Source organism: Streptomyces sp. NPDC040718 (genome assembly GCF_055593565.1).
Genome location: NZ_JBVIXO010000019.1, coordinates 1 through 26094 on the forward strand (window position 1 = coordinate 1; position 26094 = coordinate 26094).

Genomic DNA, 26094 nt, shown 5'->3' on the forward strand with positions numbered 1-26094 from the left:
ACCGCGACGGCTACGGCAACGAGGACCCGAAGATCGCCGCCGGGGCCGCGGCCGAACTCCGCGCCCCAAACCCGGACCCCGCCTCCGTCTCCCCCGGTCCGGTTGACTCCCCCCCCCCCCCCCCCGGGGCCGCTGGGTCAGCTGCCGGCCGAGAGGTTGCCGGACAGGACCGGGATGTTCTCCACGAGGTGCGAGAGGGGCTCGTCGCCCTTCGCCTGGGTGGAGTTCTCGGCGCACTGCTGGTTCTGCGGGTTCGCCAGGACGTTGACGTCCTGGACGCCGATGTTGACCGCGGCGAGGATCCCCTGGAGGTTGACCTTGGCCGGCAGGCCGACGCAGAGCTTGTTCAACGAGCCCTGGACCGCGGAGAGCTGCGGGCTCATCTTGCCCGAGGTCTCCTGGTTGCCGTAGATCTGGTCGGCGTTGTTGCCGTTGACCGTGTTGATCCCGTTGTCATTGCCGATCGCCATCGCCGGGGAGGCCGCGAGGGCGCCCGTCCCCAGGACGGAGGCGGTGACGGCGGCGGTGGCCATGAACTTCTTGAGCATCGTGAGGATCCTTCTGTCGCATCTGCTGTCCCCGGCGGGACGACCTGCCCAACTGCCTCCCGGCCCAGGGGTTATCGCCGGTCACCCGAGCGGCCCAACGGATCCGCGGGGGCGCAGGCGCCGCCACCCGCCCGGATCGCGCGCAGCGCGGCCGTGTGGAGGGCGCGGGGGTCGCCGTGGGCCACGGGGCTGCCCGTGAGCGTGTACCACTCGTCCGCGTCCGTGTACTGGACCTCGAAGCGGACCTTGCCGTCCGCCCCGCCGGTGGTGCGCAGCGTGAGCGGGCCGGTGATGACGCCGACCTCGTCGGTCATGGCGCCGCCGGGACCCGCGAGGACCCCGTCCTGCCACTGCCGGGGGGCGGTCATGAGGCGCAGGTGTCGATCATGGTGGTGAGCACGGCCCTTTCGGCGTCGGTGACGGTCAGGCCGTAATGGGACTTCACGGTGGTCCAGGCCCGCCCGTACTGGCACCAGCTCGACTTGTCCGTCGGCTGCCACAGGTCGGGACTCTGGTCGCCCTTGGACCGGTTGGAGGAGGCCGAGACCGCCAGCAGCTGCGGCCGCGTCAGGTCGTTGGCGAAGGCCTTGCGCTTCGCGGCGTCCCACCCGGAGGCGCCGGAGCGCCACGCCTCGGCCAGCGGCACCATGTGGTCGATGTCCAGTTTGGCGGCCTCGTTGACGGCGACGCCGTCGTACAGGCTCTTCCAGGCACCCGTCAGGGCGCGGCACTCGGAGTCCTGCGTGACGTCGCTCCCGTCCCGCTTGAGGACGGTCTCACGGGTGTCGCACTTGTTGCCCTGTTCGGCCCAGTGCGTGAACTTGTCCCGGCTGTACCCGGCCATGGTGCCCGGCTTGCCGGTGGTCAGCCCGGTGAGCTGGGTCCGGGCGACGGCCGCGCTGACCATCCCCGGCAGGACGTCCCCGGAGGCCGGCTTGGCATCGCCGGCGGAGGGGGCGGCCGATGGCGGGGGCGCGGGGGCCGAGGCCTGTGCGGAGGGACTGGCACCGGCCGGCTTCCCGGCCGGTTTACCGTCCCCGGAGTTCCCCGGCCCCCCGCACCCGCTCACCCCGAGCAGCAGCGCGAGCGCCACCACCCCGCCGCGCACACCTGTGTGACGATTCATGACCCCACCCCGGACGAGACGCTTCGCGAACTGACCCGGGAAGACTACCCATAAGCGGACATCCAACCACGCACCGGTCCTGCCGTCGGGAGCGGATGAGGAACAACCGGACGACGGTGCACGCCACTTGTCGGGTCCGCCGGGGGTGTCCCTTCGGATCAGGCCCAGGAGGCGGCGACCAGGGAGCGGTGGGCCGCCTCCAGGTGGGCGGACGCCGCCAGCCAGGCCCAGGCGTAACCCTCGGACGAGGCTTCGGTGAGCCGGCCGAAGGCGTCGCGGGGGCGGCGGCCGGCTTCCGCCACGAGCGCGCCGGCCAGGTCGGCCGCCGACCCGAAGCCGGCCCGGCGCAGGGGTCCGTACGCCGCGAGCGGCTCCGGACCCCGGCCGGTCTCCGCCACCGCCCGGCGCCCGCCGGCCACCCCCGTCTCCAGCAGCCGGCGCACCCGCCACAGCGGCGAGTCGGCCACCGCGTCCGGACCCGGCCCGTCGGCGGCCGCCGGCCCCGCGGGGGCCCCGTCGTCCGGGAAGTGGCTGCCCTGGAGCCGGTCGTAGCCCAGGTCGGCGCGGTCGCGCCACTCCGGCGGCAGCCGCAGCGTGTACGCCGCCCCGGGCACCGGCCCCACGGAGAGGGGGCTCAGGGTGGCGGCCCGGTCCGGGTCGGGGCGGCCCAGGACGCGCACCGCCAGCCCCGGATACCCGGCCAGGCGGCGCAGGTTGGCGGTGTGCGCCAGCTCCGGATGCGGATGCGCCGGGCGCAGCCGCAGCAGGGGCGCGTCCGCGCGGAGCTCCCGCACCAGCAGGTGCTCGCCGGCCGCGCCGACCACCTGGACGTCGCAGCCCAGCAGGCCCGGTTCGGCGTCCCGCGCCAGCAGCTCCCGTACGGCCTCGGCCGCCGGGCGGGCGAACAGCGCGGCCAGCGGCTCCTCGTCCCAGGCCGCGCCCGGCGCGGGCACCGCCCGGACACCGCGCCCGGCGCCGAGCCGCCCGTCGGCCGAGACCGTCGCCCCGGTGATGCGCAGTCCGGCGCGGGCGAGCCCCGCGTGGTCGAGGGCGGCTCCGCCCAGGGCCACGGAGGCCGCCCCCGCGCCCCGGGCACGGGCGAGCCCGCCGGGGCGGACGTCCGACAGGGTGTAGCGGGCGCCGTCCTCGCCCAGCAGGTGGGTGACCACGCCGCCGTAGCCGGTCGCGGTCAGCACGGGCTCCCGGCACAGGCCGTGGACGCGCAGGCCGCCCCCGGCGCCGTAGGCGCGCCGGCCGCCGCCGGTCAGTCCGGGACCGCCCGTCCCGGAGGCCAGCAGCGCGGCGGTGCGCAGCAGTTCCGCGAAGGCGGCGGCCAGGTCGGTGAGCCGCTGGCCGGCGCGGCGCTCCCGCGCGGCCCGCAGTCCCCGTACCACGCGCAGCGCGGCTGCCTCCGCGCGCGGCAGCCCGGCGAGGCGGGCGGTGTGCGCGGCGCGCAGCAGTTCGGCCTGGACCACCGCGCCCCCGGCGACGACCCCGGCGGCCAGGGCCTCTGCCGACACGGCCCACAGCGCGGCCCCGGCCCGCACCTGAGCCGGCGTCGGCGGTGCGTCCGCGTCGGCACCCGCCCCGGCGTCGGCACCCGCCCCGGCGGCGTCGACCGCCGCGGCGGCCACCGACGGCGTCCCGCTCCCGGGGTCCTGCGCCGACGGCTCCGCCGCCCCGGCAGCCGGACCGGCCGCCTCCCCGGCCGGCGGCACCGCCAGGGGTTCGGCCAGTGGCGCGGCCCCCAGCACCGCCGCCCGGTGCAGGCAGCGCGGCGCCAGCAGGCAGCCGCAGACGGCCTGCCCGGGTTCCGTGACCGCCCCCGACGGGCCCGGCCGCAGGGTGACCACCGCGTCCTCACCGAAGCGGACGGTGACGCCCCCGTCGTCTCCGGTGGCCGCCGGGCAGCTCTCGATCGCGGCGTCCAGCTTCTTGCGCAGCCGGGCGCTCAGGTTCTCGACCGCGTCCGCGACCACCTCGGCGGTGACGGGCGGCAACAGCGGACTGGTCATCGGGGCTCCCCACGGAGTCGGTCGCCCACCCAGCGGGCGAGGGCGAGAGGGCTGAGCGCGGCCACCGGCATCCCGGCGGCCACGAGTTGCCGCGCGACCGGCACCGAGTAGCGGGGCGCGCCCGAGTCGTCGAGCGCGGCACAGCCCAGCAGATGGGCGCCGGACGCGGCCAGCGCCCGCACCTCGGCGAGCAGGCCGCCGAGCGGGGCGCCCTCCTCGAAGTCGCTGACCACGACGACCAGCGTGCGGCTCGGCACCGTGATCAGGCTCCGGGCGTGCGCGAGGCCCGCGGCGATGTGCGTACCGCCGCCGACGCGGACCTCCAGCAGCAGCGAGAGGGGGTCGTCGACGCGGCCGCTGAGGTCCACGACCTGGGTGGAGAAGGCGAGGAAGTGCGTGGACAGGGTCGGCACCCCGCCCAGCACCGCCGCCGTCAGCGCCGACCAGACCACGGACGCCTCCATCGAGCCGGAGACGTCCACCACCAGGATCAGCCGCCAGTCCGCCTCCTTCGACGCCCGCGTGCTGAACACCGGACGCTCCGGGACGACCACCACCCGGCCGTCGTCCAGCCGCCGGGTGTGCGCCAGGTTGGCCCGCAGGGTGCGCGCCAGGTCGAGCGGTCCGCCCGGCCGGCGGGTCGGGCGCGGGGTGGCCACGCCCGAGAGGGCCGGTCGCAGCCGGGTGGCCAGCTCCCTGGCCAGCTCGTCGACGAGCCGCCGCACCAGCGGCCGCAGCCGGGCCAGGTGCGCCTCGGACATGCCGCCGGCCAGCTGGAGCACCGAGGTCAGCAGCTCCACGGAGGGACGCACCGCCGCCGGGTCGAGCTGGGCCAGCACATCGGTGCGTCCTGCCCCGGCGGCGTCGGCGAGCACCTCCTCGCGCACGTCGGCGCCGAACAGGGACTCCAGCTCCGCCGACCACTCGCGGGCCGTCGGGAAGGAGGCCTCGTCCCCGCCGGAGCCGGGCCGGCCCACGTCCGCGGAGCCCTCCCCGCGCCCGGCGCCGTACAGCTCGTCCAGCGCGCGGGCGTAGGGCCGGGCGCCGGCCGGGAGCCGGTCGCGCTGGCGGCCCAGCAGCAGCCGCCACCGGTCGGCGGGCGCCAGCCGCCGCCCGTCCGCCGCCAGGGCGGGGGCCGCGGGACCCGCCGCGTCGGCGGACGCCGGGACGGTGGCCGCGTCCGGCGGACCGCCGGGCAGCGGCAGCTCCTTCAGCGCGGCCAGCCCGGCCGCGTCGGCGGCGGCCCACAGGGCGAGCAGGGCGGGCGGCGCGTCCAGCGAGAGGTCGACGCGGTCGCCGAGCCGCTCGGTGACCGTGTCCAGCAGCCGCTCCCGGGCGGCCGGGGTCAGTACGTCGAACCCGGCGCGCAGCGCCGGCAGCCGCTCCAGGAACGCCGCGTCGGCCAGCGAGTCCACCCGGTCCAGCAGCGGGGTGAGGGCGGCCGGGGAAGCGCCCAGCAGCGGTCCGGCGGCGGTGAGCAGCCCGGTGAGGCGGCGGGCCAGCGCGCGCCGCCCGTCGGGGGTGGCCGCTCCGTCCACCCAGGCGGCGGCGCGGGAGCCGAGCGCGGCCGCCGGGTCCAGATCGAGCAGCACCCGCACGGCCAGGGCCGCGCCGCGCATCAAGGGGCCCGCGCCGGAGGCGAGTCCGGCAAGGGCGGCGTCCATGCGCAGCCCCAGCCGGCGGGCGGCGGCCCGGTCGGCGAGGGCCACCAGGGCGCCCGCGTCGGCGGGGTCGTCGCTCCCGGCGAGGCCGGGCAGGGACCGCAGCGCCGCGTCGAGCAGCTCGCCGGTCAGCTCCCCGGCGACGGCCCGAGCCGCCTCCCCCGTACCGGGCAGGTGGCCGCGCCGCAGCCCCTCCAGCAGGTCCACGGCCTCCAGGAGCTCCGGAACGGTCGCGGTGTCCGGCAGTACGGCCGCCGTCTCCTCCAGTCGTACGCCGACCAGTTCGGGCAGGTCGCAGCGCGCGGCGGCGTCGAGCCCGGCCAGCACCTGGGCCGCCGTCGGGCCGCCTTCGGCCGCCTGCCGGCGCGCGATGTCACGCAGCGTCCCGGCGGCCGCCTGGGCGGCGGTGACGCCGCGGACCCCCGCCAGGTCGAGCCGGGCGGGGACGGACGGGTTCCAGGACAGCCGCCACTTGCTCCCCAGGGCGGTGCCGTCGCCGGTGGCGGCCGTGCCCACGGGCTCCCCGTAGGAGGCCCCGCAGACCACCAGCCGCCGCAGCAGCACCTCCCGGCGCCCGTCGAGCTCGGAGCGCAGCGGGTCCAGGCGGACCTCGCGCGGCTCCGGGTCCCCGGGACACGGCAGCCGCAGCGCGGCCAGCTCAGCCTCCACGGAGGGGCCGAGCCCGGAGCGCGGGGCGTGCGGGGTGGTCCGGCCGCGTCCCGTGCCGACGAACACGGCCTCCAGGGCGCGGGCCAGCGCCCGCCCCCGGCCGAGGGGTTCGCCCTGCCCGAGCACCGTGGTGACGGCCTCCAGCAGCTCGCCCCGGCCGGGGGCGGGCAGCCCGCGCAGCACTGCCAGGTCGCAGGCCAGCCGCAGGGTCTCGGCGGCCTCCCCGGTGCCCGCCGTGTGCCCGGCGCGGCGCAGCTCCCGGCACAGCCGGGTGAGGGCGGCCGCGGCCGCCTCCCGCAGCCGGCCGGGGTCCCCGCCCGCTTCGAACACGGCCTGCTGCCACAGCGGGTCCCGGATCCCGGCGGGGTAGCCGGAGCGGGAGTCGAGCAGGTCGTGGGAGTAGGCCACGAACGAGGTGACGACGGCCTCGGCCTCGGCACCGGCACCGGCCTCGGCCTCGGCACCGGTCCCGGAACCCGCCCGAGCGTCAGCGTCACCGTCACCGTCCGCGCCCGCCGTGAGCGCCGGGGCGTGGAAGGCGCCGATCACCGCGGCGACCCGGCGGCCTGCGAACCGCGCGAGCACGCCCCGCATGTGGGACTCCCGGGCCAGGTCCACCGCCGCCACCGCGCCCGCGTCCGCCCGCAGCGCCCAGCCGACGCCGAGCGCGGCACGGCGAACCGCCTCGGGGGAGCAGCCCGGAGCCAGGACCTCGACGGCCCGGTCCCACAGGTCCTCGCCCTCGCGCCCGGTGCCCGACGCGGCGAGCGCGCCCGCGTAGGAGCGGCCCCCCGGGGGCCCGGGGGCGGCCGGCGCGCCCTCCGGGGTCCAGCCCCGGTCGGACAGCGGCAGGTCGCAGCAGACGACCTCCACGCCCCGCCCGCGCGCCCAGCGGATCGCCGCCAGCTCGGGGGAGAAGTCCGCGAACGGGTAGAAGGCGAGGCGCCCTTCGGCCCCCAGGCCCGCCAGCGCGACGGGGGCGACGGTCTCCGGGTCGGCCAGGTGGGGCAGCCACGGCCGGAAGTCGGCGGGCAGCTCCACGCAGACGACCTCGGGGTCGGCCGCGTCCAGCAGGGCGGGGACCACCGCGGCCAGCGCGGGACTGTGGTGGCGCACCCCCAGCAGGTACGGCTCGCGGCAGGCGGCCAGCTCCTCCACCGCCGCCCGCGGTTCGGCGGTGTGCGTCAACGCAGGCTCCCGCGCAGGTCCCACAGCCGGCGCCACATCGCCGAGCCGTCCTCGGCGCGGCGGCGGACCGGGCCGTCCCAGTAGCCCAGCAGCCGCCCGTGGTCGGCGGGGTCGTCCTTGCGCACCACGCCCAGCAGGTGCCCCGGCAGCAGGTCCAGCACGTCACCGCCCGGCAGGTACGCGGCGGAGACCCCCAGGGAGGCGGCCACCTGGACGGCCTCGGCGGTGGACATGACCGTCCCCGGCCGCTCCACGTCCCAGCCCTCGGCGCTGCGGCCCGAACGCAGGTCCCGGAAGACGGTGACGAGCGCGTCCAGGACGGAGTCGTCCACTCCGAAGGCGGCGCCGGCCCGCTCGACGGCGGCGACGGCCTGCCGGCGGATCAGCGCGGTCTCGGCGTCCGGGTCGGCGATCGGGCCGACGGTCTCGAAGTTGAAGCGCCGCTTGAGGGCGGCGGACATCTCCGACACGCCCCGGTCGCGCAGGTTGGCGGTGGCGATGACCGTGAAACCGGGCGCGGCCGAGACCACCGCGTCCTCGGTGGCGGTCAGTTCGGGCACGCTGACCCGCCGGTCGGACAGGATCGACACGAGCGCGTCCTGTACCTCGGGCAGGCAGCGGGTGATCTCCTCGACCCGGGCCACCCGGCCCGTCCGCATCGCGGAGAGCACGGGGGAGTCGACCAGGGCCTGCGAACTGGGGCCCTGGGCGAGGAGCAGCGCGTAGTTCCAGCCGTACCGGAAGGCGTCCTCGGTGGTGCCCGCGGTGCCCTGGACGGTGAGCTCGCTCGTACCGCACACGGCGGCCGACAGCAGCTCGGACAGCATCGACTTGGCGGTGCCCGGCTCACCGGTGAGCAGCAGTCCGCGCTCCCCGGCCAGGGTCACCACGCAGCGCTCCACCAGGGCGCGTTCGCCGACGAACTTCGGGGCGATCACCAGCTTCGACGGGAGTCCGGCACGGCGCTTGGGCAGGGCCAGCTCCTCGCCCGCGCTCCCGCACACGAAGATCACCACCGCGCGCGGGGTGAGTGCCCAGCCGGGCGGGCGGGGGCCGGTGTCCTGGGCGGCGAGGAAGGCGAGTTCGGCGGCGTACCGCTCCTCGGCGGGCATCGCCTGCCGGGCGGGCGCGGACTGTTCGGTGACGGTCATCGGGTCTCAGGTCCTCTGGTCGGCAGAAGTACGGAGGAAGTCAGGAGTACGGAGGAAGCCAGGAGTGCGGAAAGAAGTCAGGAGGGGCAGGAGTACGGAAAGGAGTGCGGGCGGGGCCCGGTGGGGGCGCGGCGGCCGTACCGCGCGCCCCCACCGGAGCCGCTCGCCAGGGCAGGGCGGGTCAGCGGCGGCGGGCGCCGGCGCGCTTCACCTTCAGCTCCTCGAAGCGCGGTACGTCGCCCTCGCGGACCCGGGCCCAGGCCCGCCGGTACAGGTCGGCGGCCGGCTCGGCGGGCACCAGGACGCCCAGCGCCGGATGGCCGCCCGCGGCCAGGGCGTACATGGGCAGCTTCCACGTCTCGACCGGCAGGACCGGCGAACCGGGCTCGGACCAGCCGCCGGGCAGGAACAGGGAGCGCCCCGCCCGGGAGCGGCTGGCCTCCACCACCAGGTCGGTGGCGGCCAGTTCGGCGCGGGCGGCCTTCAGCCGGGCCGGCTTCCAGCCCGTCCAGCGGGCCGTGTTGCGGTCGGTGGGGTCGGGCATCGCCAGCAGCGCCAGGTACAGCGCGGCCGCGTCGGCGCCCAGTCCGTACGCCCCGGACACCTCCGCCACCAGCTCCGGCACGCTGCGCGACGGGTCCTGCGGCCACCAGGTCCCCTCCTTGTCGAGGCCGCCCGCGACGGGGGCCCCGGGGTCGGCGAGCAGCGCGGCGAACGCCGGGTCCTGGACCAGCCGCAGCGCCGTCTCGGCCCCGGAGGGCCGCTGGTCGGTGCCGCGCAGCAGCGGCAGGTACGGGTCGGAGCCCGTCGAGTCCAGCAGCGCGGGCCGTACCGCGGGCCGGGGCTGCGAGTCGTGCGTGGCCAGCACCACCGCCCCGTACCGCTCGTAGCCCTCGCCGCTCTCGGTGGGGGTGCCGGCCGCCTTGCGGAAGTCGGGCAGCCGGATGTAGTGCCCGACGCTCAGCAGCAGTCCGGGGGAGGCCAGGCGCTGGCGCAGCGCGGTGAGCGCGGGCGGCAGGCAGGCCCGTACCGGGTGCCCGGCGGGCAGCCGGTGCGCGAGCCAGGCCGTGAGGGCGGCGGCCCCGGCCAGCACTCCCGCGTCGAAGGGCTGGGCCACCGGGACGGCGGGTTCCACGTGGTCGCCCTTGACCGTCCACGCGACATCGGTGGACAGCACCTCGGAGGACGCCGTGTCGAGGAGCGCGGGCAGTGCCCGGTGCGGGGCCCAGCCGCCGCGCACCTCCTTGGCGGCCTCGGCGAGCAGCCACTCGGGCACGGGCGTACGACGGCCCACGCGCTCGTTCCACACCCGCGCGGCGGCGGCCGCGTCCGGGCCGTCCGTCCACAGCCGCGCCGGGTCGGCGGGCAGCAGCGCCGCGACCAGGGCGCGCCGGACGTCCACGCCGAGCTCCTTCAGGTCGTCGCGGGCGTTCGCGGCGTCGCCGGCCTTCAGCCGGAGCGTGTCGCGCAGTCCGGCGGGCAGGAAGGCGCGTTCGTACGAGTCCAGGTACGGCAGGCCCGCGAGGACCATCCGGGCCACGGCGGAGGAGACCCCGGTGAGCCGCGCGAACTCCTCGGCGGCCTCCGGGAACCAGGGTGCCGGGCCGCGTTCCGCGGCCTCCTTCAGGAAGGCGGCCACCCAGTCCGCGCCGCGCTCCCGGTCGCCGACCGGTCCGGCCGCCCCGGACCCGGTGTAGGGGGAGGGCACGGCGAATGCGCCCGCCGGGTCGTGCAGCAGTGCGTCGAACTCGCGGGCCTTCGGGAACTCCAGGGTCTGCTCGTTGAGGGCGAGCACAGCGCCGCCGCCGAGCGGGACGACGGCCCGGTGCCGGCTGCCCCGGCCGCGCTCGCGGCCGTCGGTTCCCAGCAGGTGGGCGGTGTCGATCCGCACGCGCAGGCGCCGCCACCGCTCGGCAGAGGCCCCGGCCGAGACCAGTCCCAGGGCGTCCACCCGGGCGAGGACCCGCAGCAGCGCCGCCCGCTCCTCCTCGGTGGTCTCGCCGGTGACGACCGCGCGGTAGGCGACCGCGGCGGGGGCGTCCAGGAACAGACCGGCCCAGGGGAAGGAGGAGTGGGCGATCTTCGGCGTGTCCACATGGACCAGGCCCGGGACCGCCTCTGCGGCGGTGTCGGCTGCGGCTGCCGCGAGCCGGCGCAGGAACTGGTACGTCCCGTCCGCGTCCCCGCCGAAGTAGCGGTGGTACGGGGTGCCCGTCAGGCCGTGCAGCGGGCGGTCGAGCAGGAAGTCGGCCGGGCCCCGCTCCACCGGGGGCTTCGGCCGTGCCTCGGGAGCCGGCTTCAGCGCCTCCGCCACCTTGGCCAGGGCCTTGCGCTGGGTCAGCGCGGAGCGGAGCGTGTCGACCACCCCGCCGAGCAGCGCGGGCGCGCCGACGGCGGGCAGGGCCGCGCTGACCAGCGCGGGCAGGTCGGTGCGGTTCTCCGCCCGGGCGGCGGCCTCCAGCAGGGCCCCGGCGGCGCGCCCGTCCATCGCGCGCAGCGCCGCCGATCCCTCGGGGTCCCGGGGCCGCAGGCAGTACCAGTAGGCGAGCTTCGGGAGTTCGGCGTGGCCGGTCCAGAACAGGCCGCCGTTGTGGTCGGAGGTGACCTTGCAGGTGACCGCGCCCTCGGGGTCGGTGAGGGACAGGGTCCGCCAGTCCCGGGAGACGGCGCGCGGCCGGTCGTCACCGGGGAAGGCGACGGCCGCGCGCGGGAGGGGGCCGCCCTCGCGCACGGTGACGGAGCGTCCGGTGTTGTCGGAGCCGTGCCAGCCCCCGCCCCGGACGTACACGACCCGCCAGCCGAGCAGCCCGTCGACGGGCGCGCCCAGCACGGAGCCCTCGACGGAGGGCGTCGGCCGCAGCCAGTTCTGGCCGACGTGGTCGTTCAGGACGCTGCCGCCCGGATGGCCGTCCAGGGCCTCGGCGAGGAAGCCCGGCAGGGAGCGACGCCCCACCACGCCCGTGGCCGGGTCGTACTCGGCCCAGCCCCAGTCGCCCGGCCGGCCGCCCTGGTCCCACACCCAGTACGAGGTCCCGTCGGTGATGACCGCCTGCTCGGCCGGCAGCCTGCTGTCGCCCGCGTGCAGCGGGGCTGCGCCGCCGGTCGTACGGCCGCCGCCGGGCAGCGCGAGGGTCACGTGCTCGGAGCGCACCGACCAGTAGTTGGCGCCGGAGTCCAGGGTGAGGACGTCGTCGGGGGCGCTCAGCCAGTAGCCCTGGACCGGGCCGTCGTAGGAGGCCCAGAAGACGAGGAGGTCGCCGTCGGTGTAGTGGAACCCGTGGTTGTACCGGTCGCCCGGCGGGATCCGCAGGTCGTGGGTGAGCACGGTGGAGTCGGCGCCGATGACCCGGACCTGCGTGGAGTTGGCGACGATGACGTACGGCCAGGCGTCCATCACGGTCAGCCGCGTGCGGCCCCGGCCGGGAGACAGCTCGCCGACGGCGGCCTCCCAGGCCGGCCAGACCAGTTCCTCGAACAGGCCGCCCCGCAGGGTGCGGGCCAGGATCTCGCCCAGGTCGACGGAGGCCGCCCGGGACACCTCCTCGGGGGCGAGGGCCAGGGCCTCGGACGGCAGCCAGGTGAGCCGGCGCAGCGCCTCGGGCAGCTCCGGCAGGGCCGCCGCCGTGGACTCGCCGGCCACCCGGCGGACCCACTCGGCCACCAGCGGGGCGCTGCCGGGAGCTGAGGCGAGGTGCCGCACCGTCCCGCGGTCGCCCGACATGTTGGTGTTGAACCGGTCCAGGGTGCGGAAGAAGGCCGGACGCATCCGCTCGTCCGCGCACAGCGCCCGCAGGTCGCGCCGCTCGGCCGAACGGGCCCAGCCGTCCAGGCCCAGCACCTCGTTCGGCCCGGGCTCGACGACGGCCAGGCCGGACGAGAGCAGCAGGTCCAGCAGGTCCACGTCCTGGAGGCCCAGGCGCAGGCCCTCCTCCCGCCCCGGCAGGGCGAGTTCGGCCCGCAGCACGTCGGCGCAGCGGCCGATCAGGGGGAGCAGCGCGGGCAGCGGGGGCGGGGTGCCCCAGCCGGTGTGCCGGGCGGTGTGGAAGCGCTCCAGCCAGCCGGCGGTACCGTCGGCGCAGCGCTCCTCGGCGGGCAGGCCCGCGTCCGCCAGCCCGGCGGTGGCACCGGACTCCTCCAGCACCTCCAGCCACAGGGCGGCCAGTTCACCGGCGTCGCCGCCGCCGGAGGGGGTGATGCCGAGCAGGGTCCCGCGTACCGAGGGCACCCGCTTGGCCAGCGCGACGAGCGCCGTACGGTGGGCCTTCCACCAGCCGGCCGCCGCGCGCAGGGTGGCGGGCAGCGGCAGCAGCTCGGCGAGGTACTCCTGCTCGGGCGCGTTGCCGGTCAGCCCGGCCGCGCGGGCCAGCCGGCGCAGCTCGACGGCGGCCTGCGCGGACGGCGCGAGCCCGCCCGCGGTGCGGCGTACGCACAGGCGGCGGAAGCGCTCGAAGGCCTGGTCGGGGGAGACCCGCTGGGCCAGCTCCTTGCCGTAGCCGGTGAGCACCTTCACGGGCAGGGCGCCGGCCAGGGCGAACTCCAGGAAGACGGCGTCGAGCCGGTCCTCGTCGACGGCCAGGCCGTAGCGGGCCTCGCTGGTGCGGGCGCGGCCGAACAGCTGGGCCGCGTAGGTGGTGTTGTCGACGGCGAGGAAGACGCGGGCGGCCTGCTCGTAGAAGACGGGCAGGAAGTGCGGGACGGCGGCGGCGAGCCGGTCGGCCAGCTCGGTGCAGGCGTCGAGGGCGGCCTTGGGCTTGGTCTTGGCCTGCCGGGCCAGCCGGTCCAGTTCGGGGACCACGGCCAGCGCGTGGTGTCCGTCCTCGGGGTGGTGCACGAGCACCCACTCCGGGAAGCCGAGCGCCTGGCGCCGGCCGAGGCCGACGACCTGCGGCTCGCCGTCCGGTACGAGGCCCAGGAAGCCGGCGGCGAGGTCCTCGGCGGCGCCGAGTTCGGCCGCGGCGAGCCGGATCACGACGCGCTCGTCCCCGAGGGCCGGGTGGCGGTACGCCCGCGCGGTGAGGGGGACGGCCGAGGAGCCCGCCCCGGTGGTGCCGGCGGGCAGGACGGCGCCCGCCGCCAGCAGTTCGGCGCCGCCGGCCGGGGCGTCCCCGGCCGTGCTGGTGGTGCTCGTGGTGTCGGTGGTGCTCACGCTTCGTCCCCGCCCTCTTCGATCCTGCGCCCGGCGTACAGCGCCGCGGCCATCCGCATGCCCTCGGACCAGGCCACCGGTCCGACCTCGCCGAGGCGTACCGCCCGGCCGTCCTCGTCGTGCCAGTTCAGCGCCCCGGTGGCGGTCTCCTCGTCGTAGTAGGGCTCGCCGATCCACACCGCGGCCTCCACGGCCCGCCCCGAGTCGTGGACCTTGCAGGTGGCGTAGCCGCCGGAGACCCGGTAGCCGAGGCCCGTGGCGCGGGCCGCGAGGCCGAACCGGGTGGGGAAGACCCCGCCCGCGAAGTCGCGCACCTCGGTCGCGGCCGGCTCCAGGTCCGCGGGCTTCCGCCAGGTGGCCCGGTGGATCTGCTCGACCCGCTGGGTGATGTCCAGATCGGCCGCGAACTCCCGTACGTCGTCCAGGTCGGGCAGCAGGACGGGGTGCGGCAGGGTCACCGTGCGCGGGGAGAGGCGTACGGTCTCGCCGTCCAGGTTGACGACCTTCAGCTCGCCGCCGGCGGTCGCGTCGCGCAGGAAGCCCACCTCGTCGGGGTCGCTGTCGGGGACGACCGCGAGGTCGCGCAGCGCGGCCTGCCAGGCCTCGTCGGGCCAGACCCGGGCGAGGAGCTCGGTCGGCACCGGCAGCGAGGACACCATCCAGGTGTCCACCTGGGCCGCGCAGGCCGCCTCGTGCCGCTCCAGCCACTCGGCGAGCCGGCGCAGCCGGTCCACCTCGGGGTGGTCGCGCAGCGCCTTCGGCAGTGCCTTCAACTGCCGCCCCGCGGGCCGCCGTACCGCGACCCTGCCCTCCACGAGGGAGATCTCGTACCCCTCGTCCAACGCCAGCCAACCCATCAGCGCGCGCCCCTCCGCCTGTCCGAAAACGGTCTTGCGCAGCCCGGAACAAGGCGCGAGCGCCTGCTGAACTGCGGTATGCGGGGAGACTAGCGAGCCCCACTGACAACGCGGATGGGAGGGTTCCGAGTGAGGGCCCCGGACATGCCGCTGCCCCCGGTCCACGGGGACCGGGGGCAGCGGGGCGGGGGCTTGACGCGGGGTCAGACCGCGTCGGCGGTCTCCGCGGCCTCCGCGGCCTCCGCGGCCTTCGCCGGCGCGGCGGCCGGGGCGGCGGAGCGGACCACGCGCGGGCCGTGGCCGGAGCGCAGGCCGAGCCAGCTGATCAGCGCGACCAGGGCGAACGCGGCGGCCCCGATCCAGAAGGTGAGGGTGAACCCGGACTCGGCCGGCAGCGGCGGGACGCCCTTGGGCAGGTGCTCGATGGTCTTGGACGCCAGGATCGTGGTGACGATGGCGCTGCCGATCGCGCTGCCGGTGGAGCGGGAGATGGAGTTGATGCCGTTGGCGATGCCGCTCTGGTGGTGCGGGACGCTCGACATGATCACCGCGGGCATGGCGGCGTAGCCGAAGCTGACGGCCGCGCCGACGACGAGGCCCGCGCCGATCACCGAGAAGGTGTGGCCGTGGTCGAGCGCCAGCCAGCCGAAGCCGACGGCGCCGAGCGCGGCGGCCACGGCGAGCGCGAGGCGGGGTCCGCGGTGGCGCACCAGCTGGCCGCCGACGGGGGAGGCGAGCAGCGAGACGATCGCGCCGGGCAGCAGGAACTGGACGGAGGCGCGCAGGATGGACGCGTCGAAGCCGTAGCCGGTGAGCTTCTCGGGCATCTGGACGAGGTAGGAGACGCCCAGGAAGTTGGCGAACATGCCGAAGCCGACGAGGATGCCGGCCAGGTTGGCCATCAGCACCGGGCGGTGGACGAACATCTTCATGTCGACCAGCGGCTCGGCGACCTTGCGCTCGACCAGGACCCAGACGGCCGTCATCACGGCGGCGCCGGCGAAGCTGCCGAGGGTGCGGGCGGAGGACCAGCCCCACTCGTGGCCCTGGGAGATGGGCAGCAGGAGCAGCAGCAGGGCGATGCCGAGGGTCAGCGCGCCGAGGAAGTCGGTGCGTCCGCCGGTCTTGTGCCGGGTGGCGGGGACCAGGAACACGACGGCCAGCAGGGCCACGACGGCGAAGCCGGTCGCCATCCAGAAGGCGTTGCGGTAGTCGGCGCCGTCGCCGGAGGTCAGCAGGCCGGTGGCGACCAGCGCCAGGCCGCTGCCGAACGCGAGCGTGCCGCTGACCAGCGCCATGGCGCCCGGCAGCTTCTGCGGCCGGACCTCCTCGCGCAGTACGGACAGGGCCAGCGGGAAGATCGCCGTGGCGGAGCCCTGGAGCACGCGGCCCAGGATCAGCAGGGGCAGGGAGGTCGCCAGCGCGGCCACGACGGAACCCGCCACCATCACGCCGAGGACGGCCACCAGGGTGGGCTTCTTGCCGTGCTGGTCGCCGAAGCGGCCGAGCAGCGGGGTGAACACGGCGGCGGAGAGCAGGGTGGCGGTGGTCACCCAGCTGACGTTGGCGGTGGAGGTGCCGAGGTCGTTGCGGATCAGGCCCAGGATCGGTACGGGCAGGGTCTGCATCATCGACACGACCATGGCGGCGAGGCTCAGGGCGAAGACGATGACCGTCTCGTTCCCGTTCCTCGCTTCGGCGGGGGCGGATGCGGCGGAGCTCATGCTGGGGGACCTTCTCAATGCTTCAGGGCGCAGATGTTTTATGTCATCAAGTACTTCGACGAAGGTAGCCAGAGATGGTTAAGGTGGTCAAGTAAAAGGTTGATAATGTCAACGATTCTCGGCTAGGCTCCCGGTCATGAGCACCACCGCCCCGCACCGCCCCGCCAAGCTGGAACTGCTGGAACTCCTCGCGGCCATCGGCACCGCCCAGTGGCGCGACTTCGCGGCCGCCGCCGCCCGTCACGGGCTCACCTCCACGCAGGCCAAGGTCCTCGCCCAGCTCGACGGGCCCGTGCCGATGCGAGGCCTCGCGGCCCTGCTGGCGTGCGACGCCTCGAACGTCACGGGCATCGTGGACCGGCTCCAGGCGCGCGGGCTGGTGCGGCGCGAGCCCGCGCCGCGGGACCGCCGGGTCAAGAACGTCGTGGCGACCGACGAGGGCCGTGACGTCATGCGGCGGGTGCGTGAGGAGATGCAGGCCACCCACGGGGCGCTGGACGCGCTGGACGAGGCGGAGGGCGCGACCCTCTACGCCCTGCTGGAGCGCCTGCGCCCCGCCATGGAGCGCGACCCCGCCTCCTGATCCCGCCCGGCCGGTCCGGGGGGAGTGGCCGGTCAGTCCCCGGAAGCGGCGTCGGCCGACTCGACGGCGGCGTCCAGGGCGGCCGTGAGGCGGCCCAGGCGCTGCTGGAGCTCGCGGATCTCGGCGAGCTCGAACCCGGTCGCCCGCGCGATCCGGCGGGGCACCTCCACGGCCCGGTCGCGCAGGGCCGAGCCCTCCCCGGTGAGTACCGCGTGCACGGACCGCTCGTCCTCCGCGCTGCGCTCGCGCCGGATCAGGCCGGCCGCCTCCAGCCGCTTGAGCAGCGGCGAGAGCGTGCCCGAGTCCAGCCGCAGGTGCTGTCCCAGCTGCTTGACCGGCATCGTGCCGTGCTCCCAGAGCACCAGCATCACCAGGTACTGGGGGTAGGTCAGCCCCAGGTCCTTCAGGACGACCCGGTAGAGGCCGCCGAAGGCGCGGTTCGCGGCGCCCAGTGCGAAGCAGACCTGTCCGTCGAGGCGGAGGAAGTCCTGGTCGCGAAGGGGTTCGCGGAGGATGTCGGCGGGCTGCTCGGTCATGTGCCCCAGTGTACCGGAGGCTGCTTGCGAGCCATTGAGTTGTGCACAACTGAATTGTGTGCTCTATTTGTGGTCGAAGGTCGGCCACCGGCCGCCCCGCCCCTCTGAAAGGACCTCCGATGGACGCGCTGTACACCGCCGTCGCCACCGCCAACGGCCGCGAGGGCCGCGCCGTCAGCTCCGACGGCCAGATCGACCTGCCCCTCGCCATGCCCCCGGCGCTCGGCGGCAACGGCCAGGGCACCAACCCCGAGCAGCTGTTCGCCGCCGGCTACGCCGCCTGCTTCGCCAGCGCCCTCGGCCTGGTCGGCCGCCAGGCGAAGGTCGACACCGGTGACGTGTCCGTCACGGCGGAGGCCTCCATCGGCCAGGACGCCGGCGGCTTCGGCCTCGCCGTCACCCTGCGCGTCGAGCTCCCCGCCCACCTGGAGGGCGAGACCGGCACCCTGCTGGTCAAGCAGGCCCACGAGGTCTGCCCCTACTCCAAGGCCACCCGGGGCAACATCCCCGTCGAGCTCGTCATCGAGTAGCAGCGCCCCGGACGCCGTCAGGCGGTGCGCCGCGCGGCCACCACCGCGCAGGCCGCCGCCAGCGGCAGCTCCGCGGCGAGCGCCAGCAGCACCGCCGCTCCCTGCCCGGCCGTACCCGCCGAGGTGGTGACGTCGAGCCAGGCGTCCGCCGCCAGCAGCGCGGCCGTCGCCCCCGCCACCGCCGGGACCCGCGGATCGCCCGTGCGCAGCAGCACCCCCGTCCCGGTCAGGCCGGCGGCCAGCAGCGCGTCGAAGCCCACCCAGGCCGTGGACCAGTTGGACACCTCCGCCGTCCGCGGCAGCGTCCGCGCCAGCACCACCATCCACGGCAGCAGCGCCAGACCGGCCCCGATGAGCACCGTCGCGAGCCGCGGGGCACGTCCGCGCATTCCCCCGGAGCGGGGGCGGGCCGGGAACTGCGGGGCGGTGACGGCCATGGCTGCGGGCCTCCTTCCGGTCCGGCGGTCCGTCCGCCGGGCACACCACAACCCTGTCGGCCCGCAAGGGGAAGATCAGTAGCTCCACCGTCCCGACCCGAGGTGGTGCCAGGTACACCCCCGGCCGGACACCAGGGGGATGGCCACCCCATGATCCATCCGATTACCGTACGGACATGGCAACCCGCGGCGCGCTGAGGCGTACGTACACCTGGATCGCGTCGCACACCCCCTGGTCGGCGTGGGCCTGGCGCAACACGGCCTTCGCCACGGCCGCGATCCCGCCCGCCCTGCCCCTCGTACTCGGCGCCGTCACCCTGGTCGCCCTCCCCGGCCGCAGCCCCCTCCCGCTGGTCCTCGTCCTCGCGCTCCGCCCGCTGCTCACGCTCCTCCAGCGCAGCCGCTTCCGTACGCTGCTCGGTCTCGACGTGCCGCCCGTCGTCCACGAACACCGCTGGACGACACCACGCGGGCTCGCCGAGCGGCTGCGTTCCGAGTCGACCTGGCGCCAGTACGGCTACCACCTCGTCGTCAGCCCGCTCGCCGCAGCCGGCGCGGTCGTACTCGTCCTCACCTGGGCCGGCGGCGCCGCCGCGGCCTCCGTCTACGCCTGGTACTGGCTGCTCCCCACCGACGGCGAACTCCCTTCTCCGGGCTGGACGACCCAGTACGACGTCGCCACCGGCCTCGGCGTACTCGCCCTGCTCGCCGCCCCCTGGCTGGCGGCGGCCCTCACCCGGCTCGACGCCACCGCCGCGGCCGCCCTCCTCGGCCCCAACCGGGCCCGCGAGCTCCAGCGCCGCGTCGAGGACCTCGCCGAGAGCCGGGCCGGCGTCCTCGACGCGGCCGACCTCGAACGCCGCCGCATCGAACGGGACCTGCACGACGGCGCCCAACAGCGCCTGGTCTCCCTCGCGATGAACCTCGGGATCGCCCGCGCCACCCTCACCGACCTGCCCCCCGAGGCCAGGGCCGTCATCGACGAGGCCCACCGCGAGGCGAAGGAGGCCATCGAGGAACTCGGCAACCTGGTACGGGGCCTGCACCCGGCCGTACTGGAGGACCGCGGACTCGACGCCGCGCTCTCAGGGATCGCCGCCCGCGCCCCGCTGCCCGTCGAACTGACCGTGGACCTCGCCGAGCGGCCCGGCCCCACCGTCGAGGCCGTCGCCTACTTCGTCGTCTCCGAAGCACTCGCCAACGTGGTCAAGCACGCCCGCGCGAAACGCTGTTCCGTGCGCGTCACCCGCGTCGCGGGCGGCCGCCGGGGCGACCTGCTGCGCGTCGTCGTCACCGACGACGGCGTCGGCGGCGCCGACCCGGCGGGCGGCACCGGACTGACCGGCCTGCGCAAGCGCGTAGGGTCGGTCGACGGAACGATTCTGATCAACAGCCCCCTCGGGGGCCCGACCGTCGTCACTGTGGAGCTGCCGTGCGGGCTGTGATCGCGGAGGACTCCGTCCTGCTGCGCATAGGTCTTGTCAAAGTCCTGGAAATGGCCGGATTCGAGGTGGCCGCCGAAACCGGCGACGCCGAAGGCCTGCTGGCCGCCGTCGAGGAACACCGCCCCGACCTCGCGCTCGTGGACGTCCGGATGCCGCCCGGATTCACCGACGAGGGCGTCCGGGCCGCCCTGATGATCCGCAGTCAGCACCCGGGGACCGCCGTGCTGCTGCTCTCCCAGTACGTGGAGGAACGCTACGCCGCCGACCTGCTGTCCTCCCAGAGCGGCGCGGGCATCGGCTACCTGCTCAAGCAGCGCGTCGCCGACGTCGAGGAGTTCATCGACGCCCTGCGCCGCGTCGCGGCCGGCGGCACCGCCCTCGACCCGCAGGTCGTCGCCCAGCTCCTGCTGCGCCGCGGCGGCCCCGACCCGCTGGAGCGGCTCACCCCGCGCGAGCGCGACGTCCTGGCCCTGATGGCGGAGGGCCGCTCCAACGCGGCGATCGCCACCGGCCTCGTCGTGAGCGAGAGCGCGGTCGCCAAGCACATCAACAACATCTTCGCCAAGCTCGACCTGCCCCCGGCCGGCGAGGCCCACCGCCGGGTCCTCGCCGTACTGCGCTTCCTGGACGGCACGCCGTGACCCGTTCCGCCGCCGGGGGGCGCGGACCGCGCCTCGCCTGGTACACCGCCGCCGCGCTCAGTGCCGTCCTGGTCGTGACGGCGGCCGCCTGGCAGGCGGGGACCGGGGTCGGAGTGCGCAGGAGCACGGCCGTCGGGGGAAGCGGCGGCCGGGCGGTGACCGCCGTGGAGGTCGTGGCCGGCTCGTCCGACGTGGACGTCACCCCGCGCGGGGACGCGCAGGTCGGCTACCGGGCCGACCTCACCTGGTCGTTCGGGGAGCCGGTCGTCGAGGAGAGCTGGCTCGGCGACACCCTCAGGCTCACCCCGCACTGCCCGGTCGATTCCTTCACCACCGCCGCCGGGCTCGGCTGCTCCGTGCGGCTCGCCGTCACCGTGCCCGCCGGGGTCCCGGTGAAGGTCTCCGGCGGCTCCGGCCGGATCGGCGTGAGCGGCCTGGCCGGGACGGTCGACGCCGAGACGGGCGCCGGCACGCTGGTCCTGGCCGACCTGCGCGGGCCCCTGCGGGCGCGGGTCGGCGACGGCACCCTGCGGGCCACGGGCCTGACCGTCCCGCAGGCCGACATCCGCGCGGGGTCCGGCCGGGCGGACGCCCGGTTCGCGGCACCGCCGGAGCGGGTCACCGCACGGGCGGGGGCCGGCCGCCTGGCGCTGGTCCTGCCCCCGGACACCCGCTACCGCGTCGGCTGCCGGGCCGGCCTGGGGCGCTGCGAGGCGGACGACGCCCTGAACGACCCCGCCGCCGACCGGAGCCTGGACCTCGCCGCCGAGGCGGGCCACGCCACCGCGTCCTACCGCCCGGACGGCCCCTAGGCGGTCCGCTGGAGGACTCCCCGGACGTAGGAGGCCTGGCCCGCGTGCTGGAGGTCGTCCGTCAGGACGCTGACGAGGCGCACGCCCAGGCTGACCGGCGGGTCCCAGCGCTCGTCGACGATCCGCTCCAGGTCGGCGGCGGCCAGGCCCCGCACGAAGCGCAGGCTCTGCTCGTGGACCGCGTCGTAGTAGCCCAGCAGCAGCTCGGGGGAGTCGACGCGGACCTTGCCGACCTCGGCGGCGGTGTGGCCGTAGCCGATGCCGTCGGCCGGCAGCGGCAGGCCGAAGCGGTCGGCCCAGCCGCCCGCCCGCCAGACCTGGTCCAGCCCCGCGACCTCGGCCACGTGGTCGTCCTGCACCCGGGTCAGGTGCCAGACCAGCCAGGCGATCGAGTTCGCCGCCGGGTCGAGCCGGGCGTTCAACTCCTCGGCCGTGAGCCCCTCGACCGCCTCGTGCACCACCTCCCGGATGCGTCCGAAGCCGTCCGCCAGTACCTCCGTGGCCTTCATGAGCAGTCCCCAGCCGTGTTTCTCGTCGTGTACGCCGTCGAGCCGTTCCGGGGACCACCATGCTCGCCCGCCGCCGGGCGGGGCGGGCGACACTCCGTCAGCGGCGGGAGCGGCGAAGGAAGATGCCGGCCGCCGCGCCGACCAGGGCGATCCCGGCCACTCCGGCGGTGGTCCACCAGGCGCCGGAGCCCTCGGACGCGCCGGCCGGCGCGGGCGCCGGGGAGGAGGGGGAGGCGGGCGGAGCGGAGGGACCGGAGGGGCTCGCGGGTGCCGAGGGGGCCGGAGAGGGGGGTGCCGAGGGGGCCGGGGCCGCCGGGGCCGGGTCCACGGCCGGTACCGCCACCTCTCCCTGCGCGTGACCGAGCGAGGGGAAGCCCGCGTCGACGGTCACCTTCCACGTGCCGGGCGGGAGTGCCTCGGCCGTGATCCACCCCGCGGCCCGGCCGGTGTCGCGCAGCAGCCGCCACGGGCCCTGCGTACGGCTCCCGTCGGGGCTGACGGCGTTCACGGTGGCGGCCACGGCCTCCTCGACGGCGTCACCGTCGTTCTCCCAGGTGACGTCGGCGGTGACCCGGCCGTCCCGCTGACCGGTGAGGGCCACCTTCAGCGTGTCGCCGTGGGCGTGTGCGGGCCCCGCGGCGCCCATGGCCAGGACGAGGCAGAGCAGGGGGAGGGTGAGTGCGGCCAGGGCCAGCGCGGGGAGGTTCGGGAGGTGTCGGCGCATCGGCACGGTGCTCCAGGTGAGGGGAGGTGCGGGAGGGGAAGGCGAGGGGGCGGGCGGCCGTAGGGGAGTACGGCCGCCCGCCGGTTCGAGGGGTCGGGGGTGCCCGCGAGGCGGCGTCGTCCGCCCGGAGGGCGGGCGCTGCTTCGCGGACACCCCCTGGGTCAGCCGGCCTTGCGGGCCGTCCAGACCTGGGCCTGACGGCCGTCCGCGCGCTGGAGGTCGAGCAGCCAGGTCCCGTAGTAGGGGCGGTTGCTGACCGTGAGGGCGAAGCCGCCGCTCGGGTCGGTGATGGTCACCGCGCCGTCGCGGGAGGCCACCCGCCACTGCTGGGCGGCGGAGTTCCCGCAGGGCTGCTGCGCGACCCACATGCCCGCGGCGGGAGCGCCGCCGGGCTGGAGGCACTTGCCGGACGCCGCGGACTTGATCCGTACCGTTCCGTTGCCCGCGTCGTCGAAGTACCACTGCTGCTGCGCGTAGCCGTTGGACCGGTTCGCGACGAGCACGGTTCCGTCGGCGGTGCGTCCGCCCCACAGCTCGGCGGCCATGCCGCTGCTGCCGTTGCCGAGCACGTAGCGGGTGCCCGGGGTGGTGGCGCCGCCGCCCGTGTCGGCCGTGCGGAACGACGCGGCCTTGCCGGGGCCGCTGTCACGGCCGGAGCCGTCGCGGACCGAGACGGCGGCCGTGTACGCGGTGCCGGGCTTGAGGTTGTAGACGCGCAGGGAGGTGGACTGGACCCAGGTCAGGTGCTTGTCGTTCAGCAGCACCTGGTACCAGGCGGCGCCCTCCGTCTTCGGCCAGCTCAGGACCACCGAGTCGGACTGGATCTGGCCCGCCGTCACCGCCGGTGCGCCCGAGGGCTTCTTGGTGGGGGACGGGCTGGGCTTCGCGGTCGGCGACGGGTTCGGGCCGGGGTCCGGGTTGGTGCCGCCACCGCCGGCGTTCCGCATCAGGAACTGGTTGTCGGCGATGTTCCAGTGCGTGGCCAGGTAGCTGCCCGGCTTCGGACTGGTGTGGAAGTAGTCGTCGTGGTTGCAGTCGAGGATGTTCTCGGCCGCCTTGTTGGTGCAGATGTTGCGCATCTGCGGGTAGTACGGGGTGTCCGAGTAGCACATCACGTCCCACTCGTCCGTGCAGTGCGCGCCCCGGCTGGTGTTGGGCGCGCTGTTGTTGACCGCGCCCAGGTTGTGGCCGAGTTCGTGCGCGGCCGTGTGGCCGCCCCAGCAGCCCGAGTCGGTACGCCCGTAGGACGGGCCGAAGTTGCTCAGGTTGTTCTGGCCGGGCCGCTCGTCGCCGTTGAAGGTTCCGATGCCGCAGTACACCTGGGTGTCCGCGAAGATCATGTACTTGCGGTCGCGGCGGTCCAGGCCCTTGCCGGCCAGCGCGTTGTTGGTGGCGCTGAACTCCGAGAGCGCGGAGTCGGGGAGCTCGATGTTGAGCACCGACGGCGTGCAGTCGGCGGCCGTCACGTAGCGGATGTGCCGGACGCCGCCGGTCTCCTTGGCGCTCGCCGAGTAGATGAGGTCGGCGTCGGCGGCCCACTTGCGGAACGAGGCCACGTACTCGGCGTACCGGTCCCGCCCGGGGCCGTGCACGTACACGACCTGGACGCGGTTGCCGGTGCTGCCGTCGCCGTCGCACTGGACGGTCTGTCCGGCCGGCCCGGCGGCCACCGCCTGGCTTCCGGAGGCCGGCGGGGCCGGGGCCTTGGCGCTCGCGGCGCTGCGGGCGTCGGCGGCGGGCGCGTCCTGAGGACGCCCGCCGCCCTCGCCGGCCGCCGGGTCGGCGCTGGCCGGGGAGGCGGGGTCGGCCGCGGGGGCCTTGGTGCGGACGACGGGCTCGACGTCCTTCTTGATGTCGACGCCCCCGGGGGGAGCGTCGGGCCCGTGGGTGCACAGGCCCGCCTTCGTGCGGTAGACGCCGACGCAGCGGTCGCCCTTCGGGGCCGTCTCCAGCCCGTCGTAGACCAAGCCGCGCTCGCCCTCGTTCGCGGGCGCCTTGGCGAGGGGGGCCGGTTCCGCGTCCCGGGCCGGTGCGGCGGCCGGTTCGGCGGCCGCGGCGGGTGCCTCGGCCAGTGCGGTCGTGGTCGCCTCGGCGTCGCCGCCTATGCGGGAGTAGGCGATGCCTCCCGCGAGCACCGCCGCCGATGCCATGGCGGCGGTGAGGAGTATCAGCTTCCGGGGTTTGCGCCGGTGGCCGGGCTTGCGGCGCCGGCCGGGGGTTCGTGCTGTCATGCGCACCTCAAGTCCGTGTCAGGAGAGTGGGTGCGCCGCAGCTTGCCAGATGAGCGGCTCGGAGAATTCGGACAAACGGGAGACCGGTCCGAGAAATCTATCCGTTACCTTGGTGTCTGATTTGATGAACTGTCAATTCGCTTTGAAATCAAGCAAGTTACGCGCGTTGCAGATCAAAGGTCCAGGCCTTTTCCGGGATCTCGTTACCAAATCGAGATACGAGGCGGAACCTTGTTGACGGGAATTCAGTCAGGTATTCATTCAAAAACTACCTGCCGAATTCCCACCGTCACGAGCCGTGAAGCGGGAGGCCCAGGCGCGCGCCGTCATGGGTGCCCAGGCCGCCCGGAAGGTGCGGAGCCGGCTTGGGCACCCCGTACGGACTACCGGGCGGCGTCCCGCTCCCAGAGGTAGAACCGCTGGGCCATCGCGTCCTTCGGGCTCCGCCACGTCTTCGGGTCGTGGGGGCTGACGAAGGCCGAGAGCCGCTCGCTCAGGTCGACGAACTCCGGGTGCCGGGTCACCTGGGCGATGGCCGGCCCCGGTTCCCGGTCGGCCTCGATCAGATGCATGTACACGTCCCCGAACTGGAAGAGACTGCGGCGGCTGACCCCCACCAGGTGGGGCAGCTCACCCGCGTCCGAGGCGGCGAACAGGCCGGCGATGTCGGGCGCCGAACCGGGTGCCATACGGGCCACGATGAGGGCTTGGTGCATCGGGAGGTGTGCCTTTCGACTCGGGGAGGGGAGCGGTCGGGGAGTGCTCGCGGGAGGGGAGGAGCAGCCCTCAGCGGCGGCCGGCCGGGGCCTTGCGCCCGTCCCGCCCCTCGATCTTGTCCCGGATGAGTTCCATCTGGATCCGGGAGTTGAGGTTGATGCGGTCGGTCATCCCCGCGTCGTCGATCGGAGCGTCCGGCTTCATCGCGAAGTCCTGCACCCACCGCATCCGGGTCCCGCCCGGCACCTCGCCGTACTCCCAGTGGATGTCCATGTGCGCGAACGGACCGGTCTCCACGCGGCGGGCCTTCACCGTCAGGCCCGCCCGGTCCACCGTCCGCTCCGAGACCCAGCTCCACACCACGCCGTTCTCGTCCGGGTGCATGGCGAGCCGGAACCGGGTGGTGTTCCCGGTCTTCTCCAGGATCTCGATCGAGGCGTACTCGCTGAACAGCTTCGGCCAGTTGGGCAGGTCGTTCGTCACGTCCCACACGATGTCCACGGGCGCTTTGACGACGATCTCGTTGTCGGTGTGTCCAGGCATGTCAGGCTCCGGTCATGAGGCTGTTGTTGACGAGGTCGACGAACTCGCGCGGGCTCTTGCAGCGGTCCGCGTCCGTGGGCAGCGCGCGGCCCCGCCGGTTCTCCAGCTCACCGACGATGCCGAGCAGGCCCAGCGAGTCCAGGCCGTAGTCGTCGAACCGGGAGTCCGGGCGGCTCGCCAGCTCCGTGGGGTCGACGGTGATGCCGGCGGTCTTCATGAGCGTCGCCAGCTCTTCCAGGGTCAGTCGGTCGGACATGGTGCCTTCTCTCTCTTTCCTGCTTCCGGGGGCCGGGCCCTTGAC

Annotated in this window: 22 protein-coding genes; 5 read left to right on the forward strand and 17 right to left on the reverse strand. The window is 75.6% G+C overall.

Features of this window, described 5'->3' with window-relative positions; translation table 11 throughout:
* Window positions 1–137: 137 nt before the first annotated feature.
* The 9 genes from ACZ597_RS31815 to ACZ597_RS31855 form a co-directional block, all read right to left on the reverse strand.
* Entirely contained in the window at window positions 138–548 is a 411-nt protein-coding gene (locus ACZ597_RS31815) for a rodlin (RefSeq protein ID WP_471337818.1), read from the reverse strand.
* 71 nt (window positions 549–619) lie between these two features.
* Window positions 620–916, reverse strand: coding sequence for a hypothetical protein (locus tag ACZ597_RS31820; RefSeq protein WP_471337823.1), 297 nt, complete (start codon window positions 914–916; stop codon window positions 620–622).
* The gene (locus ACZ597_RS31825; protein ID WP_471337830.1) at window positions 913–1674 is read right to left on the reverse strand and encodes an HNH endonuclease family protein; all 762 of its coding nucleotides are present in this window, start codon (window positions 1672–1674) and stop codon (window positions 913–915) included. Before ACZ597_RS31825 ends, ACZ597_RS31820 begins: the two co-directional genes overlap by 4 nt.
* A 158-nt stretch (window positions 1675–1832) precedes the next feature.
* On the reverse strand, window positions 1833–3689 hold the full coding sequence (locus ACZ597_RS31830; protein WP_471337837.1) for a hypothetical protein: 1857 nt from the start codon (window positions 3687–3689) through the stop codon (window positions 1833–1835).
* Window positions 3686–7207 (reverse strand): DUF5682 family protein, encoded by a 3522-nt coding sequence (locus tag ACZ597_RS31835; RefSeq protein WP_471337844.1) that lies wholly within the window; start codon window positions 7205–7207, stop codon window positions 3686–3688. Before ACZ597_RS31835 ends, ACZ597_RS31830 begins: the two co-directional genes overlap by 4 nt.
* The gene (locus tag ACZ597_RS31840; protein ID WP_471337849.1) at window positions 7204–8358 is read right to left on the reverse strand and encodes an ATP-binding protein; all 1155 of its coding nucleotides are present in this window, start codon (window positions 8356–8358) and stop codon (window positions 7204–7206) included. The genes ACZ597_RS31835 and ACZ597_RS31840 overlap by 4 nt, the downstream gene beginning before the upstream one ends.
* A 181-nt stretch (window positions 8359–8539) precedes the next feature.
* Window positions 8540–13504, reverse strand: a complete 4965-nt coding sequence (locus ACZ597_RS31845; protein WP_471337855.1) for a DNA-binding protein — start codon at window positions 13502–13504, stop codon at window positions 8540–8542.
* Window positions 13501–14361, reverse strand: coding sequence for a DUF4132 domain-containing protein (locus ACZ597_RS31850; RefSeq protein ID WP_471337862.1), 861 nt, complete (start codon window positions 14359–14361; stop codon window positions 13501–13503). Before ACZ597_RS31850 ends, ACZ597_RS31845 begins: the two co-directional genes overlap by 4 nt.
* Before the next feature lie 203 nt (window positions 14362–14564).
* A complete protein-coding gene (locus tag ACZ597_RS31855) occupies window positions 14565–16085 on the reverse strand; it encodes an MFS transporter (protein WP_471337866.1) in 1521 nt (506 codons plus the stop codon).
* A 136-nt stretch (window positions 16086–16221) separates the two neighbouring features.
* Between ACZ597_RS31855 and ACZ597_RS31860 the strand changes: the two genes are divergently transcribed.
* Window positions 16222–16668: a MarR family winged helix-turn-helix transcriptional regulator gene (locus tag ACZ597_RS31860; protein WP_471337871.1), complete on the forward strand. Its 447-nt coding sequence runs from the start codon at window positions 16222–16224 to the stop codon at window positions 16666–16668.
* Window positions 16669–16700: 32 nt separating this feature from the next.
* On the opposite strand, the gene ACZ597_RS31865 is transcribed toward ACZ597_RS31860, so the two are convergent.
* The gene (locus ACZ597_RS31865) at window positions 16701–17204 is read right to left on the reverse strand and encodes a MarR family winged helix-turn-helix transcriptional regulator (RefSeq protein ID WP_471337876.1); all 504 of its coding nucleotides are present in this window, start codon (window positions 17202–17204) and stop codon (window positions 16701–16703) included.
* A 119-nt stretch (window positions 17205–17323) separates the two neighbouring features.
* On the opposite strand from ACZ597_RS31865, the gene ACZ597_RS31870 reads away from it, so the two are divergent.
* On the forward strand, window positions 17324–17734 hold the full coding sequence (locus tag ACZ597_RS31870) for an organic hydroperoxide resistance protein (protein WP_007262362.1): 411 nt from the start codon (window positions 17324–17326) through the stop codon (window positions 17732–17734).
* Window positions 17735–17751: 17 nt separating this feature from the next.
* On the opposite strand, the gene ACZ597_RS31875 is transcribed toward ACZ597_RS31870, so the two are convergent.
* Window positions 17752–18171, reverse strand: a complete 420-nt coding sequence (locus ACZ597_RS31875) for a hypothetical protein (RefSeq protein WP_471337879.1) — start codon at window positions 18169–18171, stop codon at window positions 17752–17754.
* Window positions 18172–18347: 176 nt separating this feature from the next.
* On the opposite strand from ACZ597_RS31875, the gene ACZ597_RS31880 reads away from it, so the two are divergent.
* The 3 genes from ACZ597_RS31880 to ACZ597_RS31890 are packed head-to-tail and all read left to right on the forward strand — an operon-like array spanning window position 18348 to window position 21069.
* The gene (locus ACZ597_RS31880; protein WP_471337882.1) at window positions 18348–19616 is read left to right on the forward strand and encodes a sensor histidine kinase; all 1269 of its coding nucleotides are present in this window, start codon (window positions 18348–18350) and stop codon (window positions 19614–19616) included.
* The gene (locus ACZ597_RS31885; RefSeq protein WP_471337887.1) at window positions 19604–20257 is read left to right on the forward strand and encodes a response regulator transcription factor; all 654 of its coding nucleotides are present in this window, start codon (window positions 19604–19606) and stop codon (window positions 20255–20257) included. Before ACZ597_RS31880 ends, ACZ597_RS31885 begins: the two co-directional genes overlap by 13 nt.
* A complete protein-coding gene (locus ACZ597_RS31890; RefSeq protein WP_471337890.1) occupies window positions 20254–21069 on the forward strand; it encodes a DUF4097 family beta strand repeat-containing protein in 816 nt (271 codons plus the stop codon). Before ACZ597_RS31885 ends, ACZ597_RS31890 begins: the two co-directional genes overlap by 4 nt.
* Here ACZ597_RS31890 and ACZ597_RS31895 read toward each other — a convergent pair.
* The 6 genes from ACZ597_RS31895 to ACZ597_RS31920 form a co-directional block, all read right to left on the reverse strand.
* Window positions 21066–21578: a mycothiol transferase gene (locus tag ACZ597_RS31895; protein WP_471337893.1), complete on the reverse strand. Its 513-nt coding sequence runs from the start codon at window positions 21576–21578 to the stop codon at window positions 21066–21068. The two genes, ACZ597_RS31890 and ACZ597_RS31895, sit on opposite strands and share 4 nt — an antisense overlap.
* A gap of 97 nt (window positions 21579–21675) precedes the next feature.
* The gene (locus tag ACZ597_RS31900) at window positions 21676–22302 is read right to left on the reverse strand and encodes a hypothetical protein (protein ID WP_471337896.1); all 627 of its coding nucleotides are present in this window, start codon (window positions 22300–22302) and stop codon (window positions 21676–21678) included.
* A gap of 161 nt (window positions 22303–22463) precedes the next feature.
* Complete coding sequence (locus ACZ597_RS31905) at window positions 22464–24533, reverse strand: RICIN domain-containing protein (RefSeq protein ID WP_471337899.1); 2070 nt, start codon at window positions 24531–24533, stop codon at window positions 22464–22466.
* A gap of 383 nt (window positions 24534–24916) precedes the next feature.
* Entirely contained in the window at window positions 24917–25249 is a 333-nt protein-coding gene (locus ACZ597_RS31910; protein ID WP_471337903.1) for a TcmI family type II polyketide cyclase, read from the reverse strand.
* A gap of 70 nt (window positions 25250–25319) precedes the next feature.
* Entirely contained in the window at window positions 25320–25793 is a 474-nt protein-coding gene (locus ACZ597_RS31915; protein ID WP_471337905.1) for an SRPBCC family protein, read from the reverse strand.
* A gap of 1 nt (window position 25794) precedes the next feature.
* Window positions 25795–26049, reverse strand: a complete 255-nt coding sequence (locus tag ACZ597_RS31920) for an acyl carrier protein (protein WP_007262353.1) — start codon at window positions 26047–26049, stop codon at window positions 25795–25797.
* Between the last annotated feature and the right edge of the window lie 45 nt (window positions 26050–26094).